General features: G+C 42.8%; 15 protein-coding genes. All 15 read right to left on the bottom strand.

Annotation, left to right across the window (positions count from 1 at the left end; all coding sequences use genetic code 11):
- Positions 1 to 67: 67 nt before the first annotated feature.
- The 15 genes from lpdA to ylqF all read right to left on the bottom strand — a co-directional run bounded on the left by lpdA (position 68) and on the right by ylqF (position 16,855).
- Positions 68 to 1,774: a dihydrolipoyl dehydrogenase gene (lpdA, locus tag NML76_RS01330; RefSeq protein WP_118398358.1), complete on the bottom strand. Its 1,707-nt coding sequence runs from the start codon at positions 1,772 to 1,774 to the stop codon at positions 68 to 70.
- Between the two features lie 41 nt (positions 1,775 to 1,815).
- Positions 1,816 to 2,859, bottom strand: coding sequence for a dihydrolipoamide acetyltransferase (locus tag NML76_RS01325; protein WP_049492858.1), 1,044 nt, complete (start codon positions 2,857 to 2,859; stop codon positions 1,816 to 1,818).
- Between the two features lie 331 nt (positions 2,860 to 3,190).
- Entirely contained in the window at positions 3,191 to 4,183 is a 993-nt protein-coding gene (locus NML76_RS01320) for an alpha-ketoacid dehydrogenase subunit beta (protein ID WP_254732496.1), read from the bottom strand.
- Between the two features lie 16 nt (positions 4,184 to 4,199).
- Positions 4,200 to 5,168 carry a thiamine pyrophosphate-dependent dehydrogenase E1 component subunit alpha gene (locus NML76_RS01315; protein ID WP_254732495.1) on the bottom strand — a complete coding sequence of 323 codons (969 nt, stop codon included), beginning with the start codon at positions 5,166 to 5,168 and terminating at the stop codon, positions 4,200 to 4,202.
- Between the two features lie 222 nt (positions 5,169 to 5,390).
- Positions 5,391 to 6,557 carry an acetyl-CoA carboxylase biotin carboxylase subunit family protein gene (locus NML76_RS01310; RefSeq protein WP_254732494.1) on the bottom strand — a complete coding sequence of 389 codons (1,167 nt, stop codon included), beginning with the start codon at positions 6,555 to 6,557 and terminating at the stop codon, positions 5,391 to 5,393.
- A gap of 21 nt (positions 6,558 to 6,578) precedes the next feature.
- A complete protein-coding gene (locus NML76_RS01305; protein ID WP_254732493.1) occupies positions 6,579 to 7,319 on the bottom strand; it encodes an esterase family protein in 741 nt (246 codons plus the stop codon).
- A gap of 38 nt (positions 7,320 to 7,357) precedes the next feature.
- Positions 7,358 to 8,185, bottom strand: a complete 828-nt coding sequence (locus NML76_RS01300) for an alpha/beta hydrolase (RefSeq protein WP_254732492.1) — start codon at positions 8,183 to 8,185, stop codon at positions 7,358 to 7,360.
- 93 nt (positions 8,186 to 8,278) lie between these two features.
- The gene (gene trmFO, locus NML76_RS01295; RefSeq protein ID WP_254732491.1) at positions 8,279 to 9,613 is read right to left on the bottom strand and encodes a methylenetetrahydrofolate--tRNA-(uracil(54)-C(5))-methyltransferase (FADH(2)-oxidizing) TrmFO; all 1,335 of its coding nucleotides are present in this window, start codon (positions 9,611 to 9,613) and stop codon (positions 8,279 to 8,281) included.
- Between the two features lie 154 nt (positions 9,614 to 9,767).
- The gene (locus tag NML76_RS01290; protein WP_254732490.1) at positions 9,768 to 10,472 is read right to left on the bottom strand and encodes a DUF3307 domain-containing protein; all 705 of its coding nucleotides are present in this window, start codon (positions 10,470 to 10,472) and stop codon (positions 9,768 to 9,770) included.
- On the bottom strand, positions 10,456 to 11,133 hold the full coding sequence (locus NML76_RS01285) for a SatD family protein (protein ID WP_254732489.1): 678 nt from the start codon (positions 11,131 to 11,133) through the stop codon (positions 10,456 to 10,458). The genes NML76_RS01290 and NML76_RS01285 overlap by 17 nt, the downstream gene beginning before the upstream one ends.
- Before the next feature lie 106 nt (positions 11,134 to 11,239).
- Positions 11,240 to 13,321, bottom strand: coding sequence for a type I DNA topoisomerase (topA, locus tag NML76_RS01280; RefSeq protein ID WP_023918171.1), 2,082 nt, complete (start codon positions 13,319 to 13,321; stop codon positions 11,240 to 11,242).
- 86 nt (positions 13,322 to 13,407) lie between these two features.
- Positions 13,408 to 14,256, bottom strand: a complete 849-nt coding sequence (dprA, locus tag NML76_RS01275) for a DNA-processing protein DprA (protein WP_254732488.1) — start codon at positions 14,254 to 14,256, stop codon at positions 13,408 to 13,410.
- 60 nt (positions 14,257 to 14,316) lie between these two features.
- Positions 14,317 to 15,246: an ROK family protein gene (locus NML76_RS01270; protein WP_201089147.1), complete on the bottom strand. Its 930-nt coding sequence runs from the start codon at positions 15,244 to 15,246 to the stop codon at positions 14,317 to 14,319.
- Positions 15,247 to 15,249: 3 nt separating this feature from the next.
- On the bottom strand, positions 15,250 to 16,017 hold the full coding sequence (locus tag NML76_RS01265) for a ribonuclease HII (protein ID WP_254732487.1): 768 nt from the start codon (positions 16,015 to 16,017) through the stop codon (positions 15,250 to 15,252).
- Entirely contained in the window at positions 16,004 to 16,855 is an 852-nt protein-coding gene (ylqF, locus tag NML76_RS01260; RefSeq protein ID WP_254732486.1) for a ribosome biogenesis GTPase YlqF, read from the bottom strand. Before ylqF ends, NML76_RS01265 begins: the two co-directional genes overlap by 14 nt.
- Positions 16,856 to 16,967 lie beyond the last annotated feature (112 nt).

Here is a 16,967-nt window from a genome sequence, read left to right as displayed (position 1 = left end):
AGATTCCTTTATATACGATAGAGACTGGTCCAGCATTTGCTGTCCAGCCATTCTATCATTTCAAATATTATTTCTTCTTAGGTGAGTGAACCGCCAAGCCAAGTACATCCGCAAAGGCTTCGTACATCACTTCTGAGAAGGTTGGGTGACCATGAATAGTCTTGAGCATTTCTTCTACAGTGATTTCCATCTCAATGATGGTAGAAGCTTCGTTGATCAATTCAGCTGCTGCTGGACCAATGATGTGAACCCCAAGAACTTCACCGTATTTCTTGTCTGCAATGACTTTAACAAAGCCTTGAGCCGCGTCTGATGCAATGGCACGACCGTTCGCCGCAAAGTTAAACTTACCGATTTGAACATCGTATTTCTCACGAGCTTGTTCTTCTGTCAAACCAACAGCCGCAACTTCTGGAAGGGTGTAGATGGCTGCAGGAGTCAAGTTCAATTTGGCAACAGCATGATTTCCCTTAAGGGCATTTTCAGCTGCCACTTCACCCATACGGAAGGCAGCGTGAGCCAGCATCTTAGTACCGTTGATATCGCCTGGCGCATAGATGCCTGGAACAGATGTTTCCATGTATTCATTGACCTTGATCCGTCCACGATCCAATTCAAACTCGACTTCACCGATTCCTTCAAGATCTGGAACACGACCGATTGAAAGAAGGGCTTTATTGGCGATGATATCGTCTTTTCCTTCAACCTTGATACGAAGTTTGCCATCTTCTTCAATGATTTCTTGGAGTTTCGTATCGGTCAAGATTGTCATACCTTTACGTTCAAGGATTAAACGAAGGTTCTTAGATACTTCAGCATCCATAGCTGGAACGATACGGTCCATCATTTCGATAACTGTAACTTTTGAACCGAAGGTCATGAAGGCTTGACCAAGCTCGATACCGACAACCCCACCACCAATGATTACGAGACTTTCAGGTACTTCATTCATTTCAAGAATATCATCACTGGTCATGACAAGGGATGATTCCATACCTGGAACGTTAATCTTGCTGACTTTTGAACCACCAGCAAGGATGATCTTCTTCGTTTCAAGCAATTCAGAACCATTGACCAAGACATTCTTATCTTTCGTAATGGTACCGATACCCTTGTGAACATCCACTCCGTAGCTGCGAAGAAGACCCGCAACACCACCGACGAGGGTATTTACGACCTTGTTCTTGGTTTCAAGAACCTTATCCATATCTACTGAGAAACTTGGATTTTCAATGATAATACCACGGTTGGCCGCATGTCCGATATTTTCGATAATTTCAGCGTTGTGGAGGTAAGTCTTAGTTGGGATACATCCGCGGTTCAAGCACGTTCCACCAAGTTCAGATTTCTCAACAAGAGCAACCTTACCACCTAATTGAGCTGCTTTAATAGCAGATACGTAACCAGCAGGACCACCACCAATCACTACGATATCATAAGCGTCATCGCTCTTATTGTCATCGTTTGAAGCACTTGCTGCAGCTGGTGCTGGGCTTGCTTCTGGTGCTACTGCTCCAGCTGTAGGGATATTTTCCCCTTCTTCACCAAGATAACCGATTACTTCTGTTACAGGAACAGTTTCTCCATCCCCTTTCAGGATAGCGATCAAGTAACCGTCTTCTTCCGCTTCCAACTCCATGCTGACTTTGTCTGTCATGATTTCAAGGAGAACTTCTCCTTCTTTTACAAATTCGCCGACTTTCTTATTCCACTGAACGATTTGTCCTTCGGTCATATCTACGCCGGCTTTTGGCATAATTACTTCTAAGGCCATTTTATTTCCCTCTTTTTCTTGTTTCTATTCTCTCTCGTTGATTAGACCAACATTGAAATCGGGTCTTCAATCAAGGCTTTCAAGTCTTTCATGAATTTGGCACCAGCCATTCCATCGACAACGCGGTGGTCAATGGTCAAGCCCAAGCTCATGATTGGACGAATGACAATTTCACCATTCACAACAACTGGTTTTTCAACCGTTGCGCTAACTCCAAGGATAGCAGAGTTTGGTTGGTTGATAATCGGTCCAAATGATTGAACGCCAAACATCCCCAAGTTACTGATGGTGAAGGTTGAGTTTTGCAATTCACTTGGAGCAAGTTTACCATCCAAGGTACGTCCGATAACATCCTTGAAGGATACAACTAACTCTGACAAGGTCATCTTTTCAGCATTGTAGACAACTGGAGTCATGAGTCCATTGTCCATCCCAACTGCCATTGCCAAATTGACATAGTTGTGAGTGATGATGGTTTTGCCATCTTCCGTCAATGACGCATTGATGTATGGGTGTTTCATCAAGGTCTTAACCACTGCTAGAGAAAGCAAATCTGTTACAGTGACTTTTTTGCCAGTTGCTTCCATGATTGGATCCAATACTTTCTTACGAAGGGCCAACATTTGAGACATATCAACGTCATAGTTCAAAGTAAAGGTTGGTGCTGTCAAGTAAGATTCCACCATCCGTTGAGCGATCACCTTGCGCATTGGTGTCATCGGAATCCGCTCGATCTCACCATAAGGTGTCACATTATCTGGAGCTTCCTCCACCTTCTCGATTTCAGCAGGTGACTTAATGGTCTCATTCTCAATATTTTCAGGAAGGAAAGCAAGAACGTCCTTCTTCATGATCTTACCACGATGACCAGTTCCTTGAATCTCTTGCCAAGCAATATTGTGTTCTAAAGCAATTCGTTTTGCAAGTGGTGAAATGCGAACCACATTTGTGTCTTTATAGGTTTCCACGTCTTCTTTGTGGACACGACCGTTTGCGCCTGAACCAGAAACATCATAGAGGTTGATCCCAAGATCATCCGCTAATTTTCTAGCCGCAGGAGTCGCTCTTAGCTTATCATCAGCCATGACCTCTCCTATTCTATTATAAGATATTAAGGACGTAGAGGACAAAGAAAAAATAGGAGATTGACGCTGTGTTCGCTGAACACAAGGAAATCTATCTTTTTTTCACAGTCCTCAGTCCGGATTCAGTTACAAGATACTAAGGGCGTTTAAAAGCGACCGAAAAATAGGAAATCAACGCAGACTTCGATGAAGTCAAGGAGATTTATCTTTTTTCCGAGCTTTTAGCCCGTGCTCTAATCTAAGATAACAAGGACGCAGAGAACTTTGTACCTAAAAAGATACAAAGTTTCCTCGTCTAATTTAAATGATATTACATAATTTATGTTATGTATTATTCTTTGTTATATGTTTTACGAATGGCATCTTTGATGCTTTCAACTGTTGGAATCATTGCATTCTCAAGATTTTGTGCGTAAGGCATTGGCACATCTTCCCCCGCACAACGACGGATTGGTGCATCCAAGTAATCAAATGCTTCTGATTCAGAGATAATAGCTGAAATCTCACCGATATAGCCACTTGTTTTGTGGGCATCATTGACAAGGACTACTTTCCCTGTTTTCTTGACAGAATTAATGATAATCTCTTTATCGAGTGGGACCAAGGTACGTGGGTCTACTACTTCTACTGAGATCCCTTCTTCTGTTAATTCTTCAGCTGCTTGCATCACGCGACGGAGCATTTTTCCGTAGGTTACGACAGTGACGTCAGTTCCTTCGCGTTTGATTTCTCCGACTCCAAGTGGAATCGTGTAGTCTGGATCAACTGGCACTTCACCTTTTTGGTTGAATTCTGATTTGTACTCAAGAATGATAACGGGGTTGTTGTCGCGAATAGATGACTTGAGCAGTCCCTTCATATCCGCTGGCGTACCAGGAGCGACAACTTTCAAACCAGGAATATGAGTAAACCATGATTCCAATGATTGTGAGTGTTGAGCCGCAGAACCTACTCCGTTCCCAGCAGCACAACGGACTGTCATTGGGACTTGACCTTTACCACCAAACATGTAACGAGTTTTAGCGGCTTGGTTGACGATAGCATCCATGGCAATAACAGAGAAATCCATGAAGGTCATATCAACGATTGGACGTAGCCCTGTCATAGCAGCACCAGCTGCTGCACCAGAAATCGCAGCCTCAGAAATCGGACAGTCACGGACACGTTCTGGTCCAAATTCTTCAAGCATCCCTACAGATGTACCGAAGTCTCCACCGAAAACTCCGACATCTTCCCCCATCAACAATACATTTTCGTCGCGACGCATTTCCTCAGACATAGCAAGGATAATGGTATCGCGGAAAGACATTAATTTAGTTTCCATAATTCTCTACTCCCCCTTAGTCTGCGTAAATATCTTCGAAAGCTGATTCAAGTGGAGGGAATGGGCTTTCTTCCGCAAATTTCACTGAAGCTTCCACTGCTTCTTTTACTTCTTCTTGGATCTGATCCAATTCTTCTGCGCTCGCAATCTCATTTTCAAGGAGATACTTGCGAAGGTTTTCGATTGGATCTTTCTTCTTCCACTCTTCTACTTCTTCACGAGTCCGGTATTTACCAGGGTCTGAAGATGAGTGACCAAGCCAACGATAGGTGACACTTTCAATCAAGACAGGTCCTTTACCAGAGCGGACGTGTTCAACAGCTTTCTTAAATCCTTCATAGACATCGATAACGTTGTTCCCATCAGGAATAAACATTCCAGGAATGCCGTAAGCAGCACTACGCTCATGGATATGCTCCACATTGGTCATTTTCTTGATATCGGCAGAGATTCCGTAACCGTTGTTGATACAGTAGAAAATAACTGGAAGATTCCAAATGGAAGCCATATTCACTGCTTCGTGGAAGACCCCTTCGTTGGTTGCGCCATCGCCAAAGAAGCAGACAACAATCTTACCAGTCTTTTTCATTTGTTGAGTAAGGGCAGCACCTACTGCAATTCCCATACCACCACCAACGATCCCGTTAGCACCAAGGTTACCAGCATCGAGGTCAGCGATATGCATGGAGCCGCCTTTCCCCTTACAGGTACCCGTATACTTACCAAGGATTTCAGCCATCATGCCATTCAGATCGATTCCTTTAGAAATGGCTTGTCCGTGTCCACGGTGGTTAGATGTCAGCAAATCGTCGTCGTTTAAAGCCAACATAGCTCCAACGTTAGCTGCTTCTTCCCCAACAGAAAAGTGCGTCATACCTGGCACTTTCCCTTTTTTTACTAACTGTGCAATTTTTAAGTCCATGCGACGGATTTCTTCCATTTTACGGAACATTTCCAATAAGAGACTTTTATCTAATGTTGCCATTATTTCGCCTTTCTAAGCAATTATTCATTTATTTTCATTCTAGCCAAAAATGAAAACACTGTCAAAAATAATGCTCAATTTTCTTCACAAACTAATCTTCATAAGTTCTTGATATAAATGGTTTTAACAATTGTTATATAAAAGATTCACAAAGTTTTATATTGAAATATTCTTGATGATTTGGGAATAAAAAACCGATAGGAAAGACCTATCGGCACAATTTTATTCAGCGCGTTGACCAAAGTCATGAATTATTTGTTCTAATTCTTCACGACTTGGTGTTGTTAACATGTAAAGGTAATCACCTTGGAGTTCCGCAAAGGCTGCAGGCATCTCCTTCTTCACTCGGAATTGATGCTGGTATTTGGCCAAAACTTCTTCCTCAGAAAGAGCATAGGCTGCATTAGCACGACGCGAAGTTGCCAAGCAATACAAAGGCTCAAATTCAGAAGCTGGGAAAGGTTCTCCAGCTACGAGAGCTGCATAGCCACGGTACAAGTCAATAGAGTGTGCATAATTGTAGACATCAATGGTAAAGCCACCTGCAGGACGGTTATTGTACTCGATTGCAATATAGTCATCCCCATCACGGAAGAACTCAATGTGGAAGAAACGTTCCTTCATGCCAAAAGCTTTAACAATCGCTTCCCCATACTGACGCAATTTTGGATCCATCTCTTTGAGGACATAATAAGAATTGTCTATTTTGTAGAGCATTAAGTCAAGTGGCGTATAGGCATAGTCAAAAGTAGTTGAGAAGACAATGTTACCATCGCGATCGACCAGACCATCGAAGGTACAAATCTCGCTAGAAGTGACGAATTTCTCAAAGAAGTACTCTGTATGTCCATCCCATTCCGCTTTAAAATGATCGACATCTTCTGGTGTTTCAAGTTTAAAGGTCGCTGCTGCACCTACTCCATTATCAGGCTTGGCAATCAAAGGTAGACCAATTTTCTTCACAGCCTTATCAATATCTTTTTCGGCTTTAACCACAGCACCAGGTACGACAGGAACTCCTGCTTTTTTGAAGAGTTTCTTCATTTCTGATTTAAACTTAGTTTTCTTCAGATCTTTTGGCTTGGCACCAAAGACATTGAATTGCTCGCGAAGAGCTGCATCCAATTCTAACCAGTATTCATTATGGGACTCAATGCGATCAATTGGCCCATGTTTGTAGAAAAGAAAAGCTACTGCGCGTTTGACTTCGTCCAGATTTTCCAAATTCTCAACACGGAAATACTCTGTCAAACTATTGCGCAATGGTTCGTCTAACTGCTCATAAGGTTCTTGACCAATCCCCAAGACCGTGATACCTTTATTAGCAAGCTCAATGGTGAATTGTTGGAAATTTTGTGGATAATAAGGTGAAATAACAATATATTTCATAGACGTCTCCTCTCTGTTCATTTATAAATACATATGCCCTAAGAAATAAGGCATTTGTTTGCGCCACCATTCCCAATCGTGGGCGACATCATGTCCCCATTCAGCGAACCATGCAGGAATATTTTTGTGATCAAAGGCTTCTTTCAGTTTGTAGAAAGATGGAAGCCCGTCTTGTTCCCAAGCCCCTAAACCAGTACAAACAACGATTTCCGCCTGACGGTAACGATCGATAAACCAGCCATCATTTTGGTTCCAAATATAATCAGATGGCGAGTTTTGATAAATGGCTTCATCGCCTCCAAAATCACCAACAAAGAAACGAGCGTCATAGACACCACTCAAGGCAATCACTTTGTTAAAGACATCTGGATGTTGCAAGAAGAAATTAAGCGCGTGGTAAGCCCCCATAGAGCAACCAGTTGTCATCATCGGATCAAACCAGCCTGTTTTGTGTTTGATAAAAGGAATGGCTTCTTCAATCACATAGCGTTCATAAGCACGGTGCATTTCGGCACGATCGTGAGGATTCTTCCAATTACAAAGCCAGCTCTCACTATCCACACTAGAAAGGGTAAAGAATTGTACCCGTCCTTCTTCGATAAACTGAGCACAAGCATCAATCATACCAAAGTCATAGTACTCGTTATGGCTTCCACCTGATGAAGCGAAGACCACAACAGGAATACCAGCATGTCCATAGCGGTTCAGATACATTTCACGGTTGAGTTGGCCACTCCAGTGGCTTAAATGTTCAATATTCATAAGTTTCCTCTTTCCTTTATTTCTTTATTTACAGTCTATTAATCCCAATTTTCTGCCAAAAAACGAAGGCATTCTGGTAAATGTTCAGCCCAAGCTTCTTCATGGTGAATCGCACCGGATTGAATCCGAATGGCAATATAATTGAGTTCCACCCCTTGCTGGATGACGTCGTGATAATAACGAAGGGATGAATCGATATAAGCTTGCTTGATATTCCCTGCCATTAGGGTTTTATCCGTGTCATCGGCTTCTTCAGTCCCCACATAAATGTAGATCCGTTGATCTGCATATAATTTTTTACGTTCGATATAATGATTGAAGGCATCTTGGTGTAGCCAGTTCGCGGATGAAAAGACCCCTAAACAACCGATTTGATCTTGGTACTCTAAGCCCAAGAATTGGGTAATATTTCCACCTAAGGAAGATCCAATCATGGCCGTATGTTCTCGATCAGCAAGAGTCCGGTATTCTTGGTCGATAAAAGGTTTCACCACTTCCATGACAAATTCGCCGTACTCAACTCCCTTGCCACCAAATTGCATGCCAGGGATATTAGATTCCTTGTACTTCCAGGCAGAGTATTCATTCATGCGTTGGAAACCATCATTATCGATCGCAACGACAATCATGCGACTAATATCTGGATTCCGCTTAATGGCTGGAATGACTTTCCAGGAATGACCCGCATAAGCTTCCTTGCTGTACAAAACGTTTTGCCCATCGTGGAAATAAACCACAGGGTAACGTCTATCTGTATCCGTTTCATAATTCTTAGGTAATAAGACTCGCACACGACGGAGTTTTCCGGTATAAGGCACTTTCAACTCGTGTGTCTTCATATCTAAATAAAAATAGGATTTGTTCATTGTCAGAAAACTCTCTATATTCTAAATTTTATTCATTATACCATTTTTAGAAGAAAAAGTCTGGATTTTCTCCAAACTTTTTCCTTTCTTGGGTTATTTTTCCATAAACTGAGCCAAATCTTGCAAGGAACGTTCGGCAATTTTCTCATAACGTTCCTTTTTATCCCGAATGCGTGGACCTTCTAGCTCCTTGATAATCCCAAAGTTAACATTCATAGGTTGGAAATGTTTGCTGTCGGCATGAGTGATATAGTGGGCCAAGCTTCCGATAGCAGTTGTTTCAGGGAAAATAGCTGCTTCTTCTCCTTTAAAGAGGCGAGCTGCATTGATTCCAGCTACCAAACCTGAGGCAGCTGACTCAACATAGCCCTCTACTCCTGTCATTTGACCTGCAAAGAAGAGATTAGCTTGTTTCTTAGAACGGTAGGTTTGTTCAAGCAAATTTGGAGAGTCCATGTAAGAATTGCGGTGCATGACTCCGTATCTCACAAATTCCGCATGTTCCAAACCTGGAATCATTTGGAAGACCCGTTTTTGTTCGCCCCATTTAAGGTGAGTTTGAAAGCCAACGATATTGTAGAGGCTAGCAGCTGCATTGTCTTGGCGCAATTGGACTACCGCATAAGGGGTCTTAAACTCCCCGTCACGAGGTCCTTTGTAGTCATCTGGATACTCGAGCCCAACTGGCTTCATAGGGCCATAGAGCATGGTTTTGATGCCTCGTTTGGCCATTACTTCAATGGGCATACAACCTTCGAAATACTTTTCTTTTTCAAAAGAGTTGAGCGGGGCTTCTTCCGCATTGACCAAGGCCTCGTGGAAATCCATAAATTCTTGTTTGGTCATGGGACAGTTGAGATAAGCCGCTTCTCCCTTGTCATAGCGAGACTTGAGATAAACCTTGTCCATATCGACAGTATTGACATCGATGATTGGAGCTGCTGCATCATAGAAATAGAAACCATCGCCACCATTAAGGGCATGGATCTTTTCTGCCAAGGCATCGCTGGTTAGAGGCCCCGTTGCGACCACTGTGATGGCATCTGTCGGCAATTCCGTAATTTCATCACGAATGACTTCGATGAGCGGATGTTGGGACACCTTCTCCGTCACCCGGCTAGCAAAACCTTCTCGGTCCACAGCAAGTGCTCCACCGGCTGGTACCCGAGTCGCTTCCGCTGCTTCAAGGATGACAGAACCCAGACGACGCATTTCTTCTTTGAGGAGCCCGACAGCATTGGTGAGAGAATCCCCACGAAGAGAGTTGGAACAAACTAGCTCAGCAAAGTTGTCTGTTTTGTGTTGCGGAGTTGATTTGACCCCACGCATTTCGTAAAGCTTGACCGGAATTCCCTGTTGGGCAATCTGGTAAGCTGCTTCCGAGCCTGCAAGGCCCGCACCGATCACATTGATATAAGATTGAGACATGACACTAATACCTCTTTGGGTATCAAAACACCCCACTGGACTGTTAGACACCCACAAATCTTTCTAATTTTCTACTTGGTCCATTATACCAAAAAGCCAAGTAAAAAAACAGGGAGGCTTTTCCTTCCTGTCTTAGACTTTACTATTTATTTTCTTATAGACACAACCAAGCTGCTAAGAGGGCAGATAGGATACTGAACAAGGACCCGATCAAATAATACTCCGCAAAGGCTGGATTTTCCGAAATTTTATTATAGCGGGCGATGGATTTGGCTGTAAACACCAGACCGATCGAAGCAAATTGCCCATAGACGAGACAGGCACCAATCACCAAACGCTCTAAAAAGCCAATCATAGAACCAGCCCCAGTGATCGTATCCATTTTTTTCTTGCTGGTGGGTTGATACTTGGCAAACAGAATTTTAAAGGCAATATTGCTTGGTTTCCCAACTAGGAGGACATAAAAGATTAGATTTAAAGTGTCCAGAGGCAGATAGGTCGAACCATTCTTCGCTCCTAAAAGGACTAGACACGTCAAGATGCTAATATGCAAGACTTGATCCAAGGCAAAGGTCCATGCGGTTGGTAATTTCAATTGCTTCTGCACGATCGGTTTTAAGAAATCCATTCCAGCATGAGTCAGTAAAATGACCAAGCAAATCCACCACAAATCTAGATGACAGAGAGAAACCACGATCAGAGGCAGAGCTACATATAGAATGTGAAGCCCGAGCACCTTCTTATCCTGATCCTTGCGATCCGCCATCTTCTGACTTTGAAAATAATAATCCGATAACAAATGACAAATCAACAAAAGGATCAAGTATGGATTCGTTACGATACTAGACAATCCGCTCATGGGCCTCTCCTTTCTCTAAGCTTTGAATACAAGCTAGTGCTGCTGCTCGTCCCCGTAAATAAACACGAATACTGCTACTCTTTAAGCGCTTGGACAGGGCACTTGGGTTAAGCCCTAGCGATTGGGCCAAATATTGCTGACTAAAGGTTTCACTATAGACAGATCTCTTTAGCAGATTGAGCAGGATCTCTTCCTGACTCTCTCTCCAACCCGAACGTATGGCCTCTCCAGAAGCGATGAGCGCATTCACCACTGAGTCCTGGCTGTCATTACCGCTCAAAAAATAGATCTGGGTGTTGCCATAATCATTTTTCTGATGGACCAGATTAATAGCTGCACGAGCATTCCAATAGGCCGGTCCATCTGCACCGATACTTTGCAGGGGATCGATATCCGTTACAATCTCTCCAAGGCCAATGCCGAAACGAAGTTGAGTCGGCTTTAGTTCTGAACGCAGGGTATCAATGATTTGAAAAACCGGAGCCTCCATTTTTAAAAGCGCCTGAAACTCATCGCCCAAAGTTAAGGTAAAAGCCGATGCTAGGCAGTCTTTAAAAAGCTCATTGATCTTTTGAAGGGTTTTTTCTAACTGTTTTTGCAGGTCAAAACGTTCTTGTACGATTTTGGAATCAATCACATCTGCAATCAAAGCGAGATACATAAGCCCACCTCCTTATGTCTATTATAACGAAAAAAATAAAAAATGTCTATTATAACAGACATTTATAAAAATTGCCGTTATAATAGACATTGAATTATTTGAAAGCTTATTTCACTTTTTCTTCTTCGTAGTCGCCATTGCTACATACGACTTGTTTGCCGCCACCACGAACTTTTTTCTCAACTAAGTAGTGGCCACATTTTGGACAATCCCGACCGATCGGCTTATCCCAAGAGGTAAATTCACACTCTGGATAGCGATTGCATCCATAGAAGATACGGTTGCGCTTGGTTTTGCGTTCGATGATTTGTCCCTGATGACAGTCAGGACACTCCACGCCGATTTCTTTGACAATGGCCTGGGTATGACGACAATCTGGGAAATTACTACAAGCATAGAACTTACCAAAACGTCCTAATTTAATCACCATCGGGCTACCACAAACTTCACAATCAAAACCAGCTGGTTCGTCTTTGATTTGGATTTTTTCCATCTCTTCTTCAGCCTTTGCGACTTCCTTAGAGAATGGTTTGTAGAAGGCATCGATGACTTTTTGCCACTCTTCCTTTCCAAGTTCGACATCATCGAGTTTCCCTTCCATCTCTGCTGTGAAGGTCACGTTGACAATATCTGGGAAGAATTCAACAATCAGTTTATTAACGATTTCCCCTAACTCTGTTGGTTCAAATCGTTTGGCTACCAGCTTCACATAATAGCGTTTTTGAATGGTCTCAATCGTCGGAGCATAGGTTGAAGGACGACCAACACCGTTCTCTTCTAAGGTCTTAATCAAGGTTGCTTCAGAATAACGAGCTGGTGGTTGGGTAAAGTGTTGTTCAGGCTTGCTATTGACTTGCTTGACAATATCGCCTTCTACCATATCCGGCAACATCTTGTTCTTATCTGAGTCGTTATAAATAGCCAAATAACCATCAAACTTCACCTGGCTCCCATTTGCCGTATACTGAACTCCATTTTGACCTAAACGGACATTCATGGTATCAAAGACAGCAGCTGTCATTTGACTAGCTACAAACCGGTTCCAGATCAAGGTGTAAAGCTTGAGCTGGTCCTTGTCGAGATATTTAGCAATGCTTTCAGGTGTATTGAAGACGCTGGATGGACGAATCGCTTCGTGGGCATCTTGGGCACCAGAAGCATTCTTCACGCGGCTTCCATGCTTGGAATATTTCTCACCAAAGCGATCTACGATAAAGTTCGCTGCCTCATTTTGCGCAACTGGACTGATCCGTGTGGAATCGGTACGCATATAGGTAATCAAACCTTGAACACCCGAGCCAATATTGATTCCTTCATACAATTGCTGAGCAACCATCATGGTCTTGCGTGTACGGAAGTTGATCTTATTGGCAGCATCCATCTGCATGGAAGAGGTGGTGTATGGAAGTGGCGCATTCCGACGACGTTCTTTCTTTTCAACTTTTTCAACGGTAAAATCTTTGCCATCTAAGCGTTCAAGAACAGCTTTCACCTCTTCATTGGTGTTGAGCTTCATCTTCTTGCCATCAATCCCATAGAAGCTAGCTTGGAATTGCTTGGTCCCTTTTTTAAAGACACCATCAATGGTCCAGTATTCTTCCGGCTTGAAATCATTTATCTCATTTTCACGATCAATGATTAATTTGAGGGCAACTGATTGCACGCGCCCTGCAGAAAGTCCTTTTTTAACCTTTTTCCAAAGAATAGGCGAAATGGAATACCCTACAATCCGGTCCAAGACACGACGGGCTTGTTGGGCATCGACCAAGTCCATATCGATTTGGCGCGGTTCTTTAAAGGCATTTTTGACTGCATCCTTGGTGATTTCGTTAAAGACCACGCGGTTCTTTTCTTTGGCATCCAAGTTCAAAATATGCGCTAAATGCCAAGAAATAGCTTCTCCTTCTCGGTCCGGGTCACTTGCGAGAAAGACTTGTTTGGCTTTTTTAGCTTCTTTTTTTAAATCATTGATCAAGGGACCTTTTCCACGAATATTGATATACTCCGGTTCATAGTTATTGTCGAAGTCAATCGACATGGTTGATTTTTTCAGGTCCCGAATATGGCCAACACTAGCCATGACTTTGTAGTTACGACCAAGGTATTTCTCGATTGTTTTGGCCTTAGCAGGAGACTCCACAATCACCAAATTTTTCTTGGTTGTACTGCTTTTCTTTTTTGTTACCACGTTTTATCCCTCTGTATTGTATAAATCTCATTGAGTTTAATACATTTTAAGAAAGATGTCAACTAGGAACTTCTCCTATAGGAAAATCACAATTCGTATTTCAATTCATCAAGAATGTCCTGGCCTGAGGTGACAAGCTTTGCGCCTTCTTGAATCAGGTGATGGCAGCCTGTAGATTTTCCATCTAAAATATTTCCCGGAATAGCAAAAACGTCTCGTCCTTCTTCCATAGCACGCTCACAAGTAATCAAACTCCCTGAACGGAGTCGCGCCTCTGCCACAATCACTGCCTGACAGAGACCTGCAATGATGCGATTTCTCTCAGGAAAATGAAACTTAAGTGGTGCCTGCCCTGGACCATACTCGCTCAAGATCAGATGGTTTTCCCCCATATGTGCCTGCAGTCTTTGATTGCTTTTAGGATAAAAGACATCCAGTCCCGTTCCTATCACTCCGATGGTCTTGCCACCATTTCGTATACTGGCATAATGAGCTGTCGCATCAATTCCCTTAGCAAGTCCACTAACGATAACCAACTCATTCCCAAGTTCCTTAATAATCTTCTCCACAGAACGAACCCCTTCTCGCGTGGTCTCTCGAGCTCCAACAACTGCAATCTTCGGTCTGGTTAACAATTCCAAATCTCCCTGGTAAAAAAGGAGTACAGGAGGATTGTAAATCTGTAGCAATTCCTCAGGGTATTCAGGATCAAAAATGGATAGAGATGGGAACCGTTCAAACTCCTCGTGTAAATGGTCTTCATCTAGTTGTCGGTAATTGTCTACAAAATGAAGGATACTGCGACAGCGAGCGATCCTCGCTATCTCTTCTAAGCTTGGTAAGACTTGCTCTTTCCTACAGTAGTCCAAGACTCTCAAGACTTGCTCATTTGATAAACCGGCTTCTTTTAATTTAAAGATTTCAAATTTCTCCATGGTCACCTTCTACTTCCTCTCACTTATTTATTCGAAAAAGAAAAGAAAAAAGCTCTATTTCTAGAACTTTTTTTGATATGTCGAAGAATAAAAGTAAGATGCGGCACCAATCAAGTTGCTTTCATTATGGAAGCGAGCCGCTTGGATCGGCAAGGCCTCAAATTGTTTATGCCCTTTTTGAGAGAGCAGCTCATGGTATTGTCGACTGATCTCATCGATCAATAGTGGTTGACTACTAATGCCCCCGCCAATCGTCACTTTTTCAATCAGGAGCAATGATTGAAGATTAAAAATCAAAATTGCAATATCATGACAATATTCTTGAAACAAGGATATCAGCTCCTCATGGCCCCCTAGATCAAGAGCTTTGAAAACAGCTATACCATCTGCCTTTTCTAGGTTTAAAATATGACTAGCCTTCTCAACAAATTGAACAGCTGAACCGGTGTTTTCCAAAAGATTGGAAATGCCTTGCAAAAAGAGTTCACGATGAAAGCGGCGATTTTCTGGTGTTCTTTCTGCCTTATCAATAGACCGAATGTATTCTGTCAGTTGCCATCCTCTCAATAGGTCACCATTAGAAAGAAGAGCGAGACCTACTCCTGTCCCCAAGACCAAGGTCGCACCACATGGACAATCTTTTAGATTACCAAGCCTTGCTTCCGCTAGACCAGCGGCTTCTCCATCATTGAGAACAGTGACGGGTACTTGAAATGTTTGTTCGAGTTTACTTGCTAGAGGAATGCTGCGCAAATATGGAATGAGACCACCTCGCAAGACAAAGCCAAGGCTCTTTTGGATCTCACCGGGGCATGAAATGGCGATTCCCTCGATTTCTTCCCTTACGGGTGTAACGATTTCTTCTAATCCTTGCCAAAACTCCTCAATCGTAGGTGGTGTTGGGATCTTGTCTGTATGAACCAATTGATAGTCTGCGTCCATCAGACCGTACTTTATAAAGGTACCACCGATGTCGATAGTGAATAGCATAACCTAATCCTCACACATTGATTTGACGGGTTCAAACGAACGCCGATGGATAGGGGTCACTCCCAGCTGGTCGAGGCCAGCCAGATGCTTAGCTGTCCCATAGCCAGCGTTCTGTGCAAAATCATAACCCGGATATTTTCGATCAAACTCTTCCATCATCTGATCCCGAGTCACCTTGGCTACGATGGATGCTGCAGCAATGGATAAGGAGTTGGCATCCCCTTTGATGATACTAGTTTGGGAAATAGGAAGATCTAACCTCATGGCATCAATCAAAAGATGCTGGGGTTGAGGCTCTAGCTGACCAATGGCTTCCCTCATGGCTAGCTTCGTAGCTTCATAGATATTAACCTGGTCAATCACTTGATTATCCTTGATGCCGATTCCGATCGCAATGGCGTTTTGGAGCACAGCCTCATAGATTTCCTTGTGTTTTGATTTTGGAATCTTTTTACTATCGTTGAGTCCTGGAATTTTACAAGCTTTCGGCAAGATCACGGCAGCTGCAACAACTGGTCCCGCTAATGGACCACGTCCCACTTCATCCACTCCTGCAATGAGCTGAATCCCTTGAGTATAAAGTTCTTTTTCATAGGCTAGCATTTTTTCCAAACGTTCATCTTCATCTAAACGTTTTTGGATTTCTTTTTTTCGCTTTGCGATCGCTTGGAACACACCAGATCGGCTATCCTGTTCCAATTCAGTCAATAAAGGATCGTCTAACCGCTGAATGCTTGCTAATTGTTCTTTAATTTCCTTAATGGTTGCCATCAAATTCCCCTACGCGATCTAGCGTATAGCGTCCCAATTTTCCATCGCGGACGTCTTTAACAAAGAGTTGGTAAAAACGGTCGTAATCTTCACGAAATCCTAATTTCTGGGTCATTTCCATAATGATTTCAGGAGCTTCTTGTTCCAGATCCATTTGTTTAAAACGTTCCTGCAAAACAGCTGGATAATGCTCTTTAAAATAGTTAAGGCCAAAGATGGTCACTTCATCCATTGGAAGCAACTGATCCTTTATCGCTCCTGTTAAGGCGAGCTTTAAAGCCACTTCTTCATCTTCAAACTTTGGCCAGAGAATCCCTGGGGTATCCAAGATTTCAAGGTCTTTATTGGTTTTCAACCATTGTTGCCCCTTGGTCACCCCTGGTTTATTTCCAACAACAGCAATCTTTTTCCCCGCTAAGCGGTTCATCAGAGTTGATTTCCCGGCATTAGGAATCCCGATAATCATGGTCCGAAGGGTTTCAATCTGAATCCCTCGTTCCTTCTGACGAGCAATTTTATCGGCCATCAAGCTCTTAGCAGCATCTGTGACCTTCTTAACCGTAGATTGCTCTTTGGAGTTGATAGCCAAGGTTTTGATGCCTTGAGACTCAAAATAGTCCTGCCATTCTTTTGTTGCCACAGGATCTGCCAAGTCTACCTTGTTCAAAATCATTAATTTAGGCTTATCACCAACAATTTTGGTTAACATAGGATTTTGGCTTGATAGGGGCAAACGAGCATCTACCAGAACCGTCACAAAATCCACAAATTTTAAATTTTCTTGTACTTGTCTTCTAGCTTTGGACATGTGTCCAGGAAACCATTGTATAGTTGCCATGTTCTCCATTCCTTTCCAGTTCAATCTCTTCTATTATACCATGTTTTCTGAGATCACTGTGATTAAGAAAAATACTAAAAAGAAGCTACCTAGGTAACTTCAATTTTATATT

This window comes from Streptococcus sp. CF8_Ac1-9 (assembly GCF_024295565.1).
In the GTDB taxonomy this organism is placed as follows: domain Bacteria; phylum Bacillota; class Bacilli; order Lactobacillales; family Streptococcaceae; genus Streptococcus; species Streptococcus parasanguinis_X.
This window is presented reverse-complemented; position numbering and strand designations above follow the sequence as displayed.

Bases quoted from the DNA above. Each gene is read 5' to 3' on its own strand.
- dprA (WP_254732488.1), bottom strand. From the start codon at position 14,256: ATGGAGAAATTTGAAATCTTTAAATTAAAAGAAGCCGGTTTATCAAAT.
- NML76_RS01270 (WP_201089147.1), bottom strand. From the start codon at position 15,246: ATGCTATTCACTATCGACATCGGTGGTACCTTTATAAAGTACGGTCTG.
- ylqF (WP_254732486.1), bottom strand. From the start codon at position 16,855: ATGGCAACTATACAATGGTTTCCTGGACACATGTCCAAAGCTAGAAGA.
- NML76_RS01285 (WP_254732489.1), bottom strand. From the start codon at position 11,133: ATGTATCTCGCTTTGATTGCAGATGTGATTGATTCCAAAATCGTACAA.
- NML76_RS01265 (WP_254732487.1), bottom strand. From the start codon at position 16,017: ATGGCAACCATTAAGGAAATTAAAGAACAATTAGCAAGCATTCAGCGG.
- NML76_RS01305 (WP_254732493.1), bottom strand. From the start codon at position 7,319: ATGAATATTGAACATTTAAGCCACTGGAGTGGCCAACTCAACCGTGAA.
- NML76_RS01320 (WP_254732496.1), bottom strand. From the start codon at position 4,183: ATGGAAACTAAATTAATGTCTTTCCGCGATACCATTATCCTTGCTATG.
- NML76_RS01300 (WP_254732492.1), bottom strand. From the start codon at position 8,185: ATGAACAAATCCTATTTTTATTTAGATATGAAGACACACGAGTTGAAA.
- lpdA (WP_118398358.1), bottom strand. From the start codon at position 1,774: ATGGCCTTAGAAGTAATTATGCCAAAAGCCGGCGTAGATATGACCGAA.
- NML76_RS01325 (WP_049492858.1), bottom strand. From the start codon at position 2,859: ATGGCTGATGATAAGCTAAGAGCGACTCCTGCGGCTAGAAAATTAGCG.
- NML76_RS01315 (WP_254732495.1), bottom strand. From the start codon at position 5,168: ATGGCAACATTAGATAAAAGTCTCTTATTGGAAATGTTCCGTAAAATG.
- trmFO (WP_254732491.1), bottom strand. From the start codon at position 9,613: ATGTCTCAATCTTATATCAATGTGATCGGTGCGGGCCTTGCAGGCTCG.
- NML76_RS01310 (WP_254732494.1), bottom strand. From the start codon at position 6,557: ATGAAATATATTGTTATTTCACCTTATTATCCACAAAATTTCCAACAA.
- NML76_RS01290 (WP_254732490.1), bottom strand. From the start codon at position 10,472: ATGAGCGGATTGTCTAGTATCGTAACGAATCCATACTTGATCCTTTTG.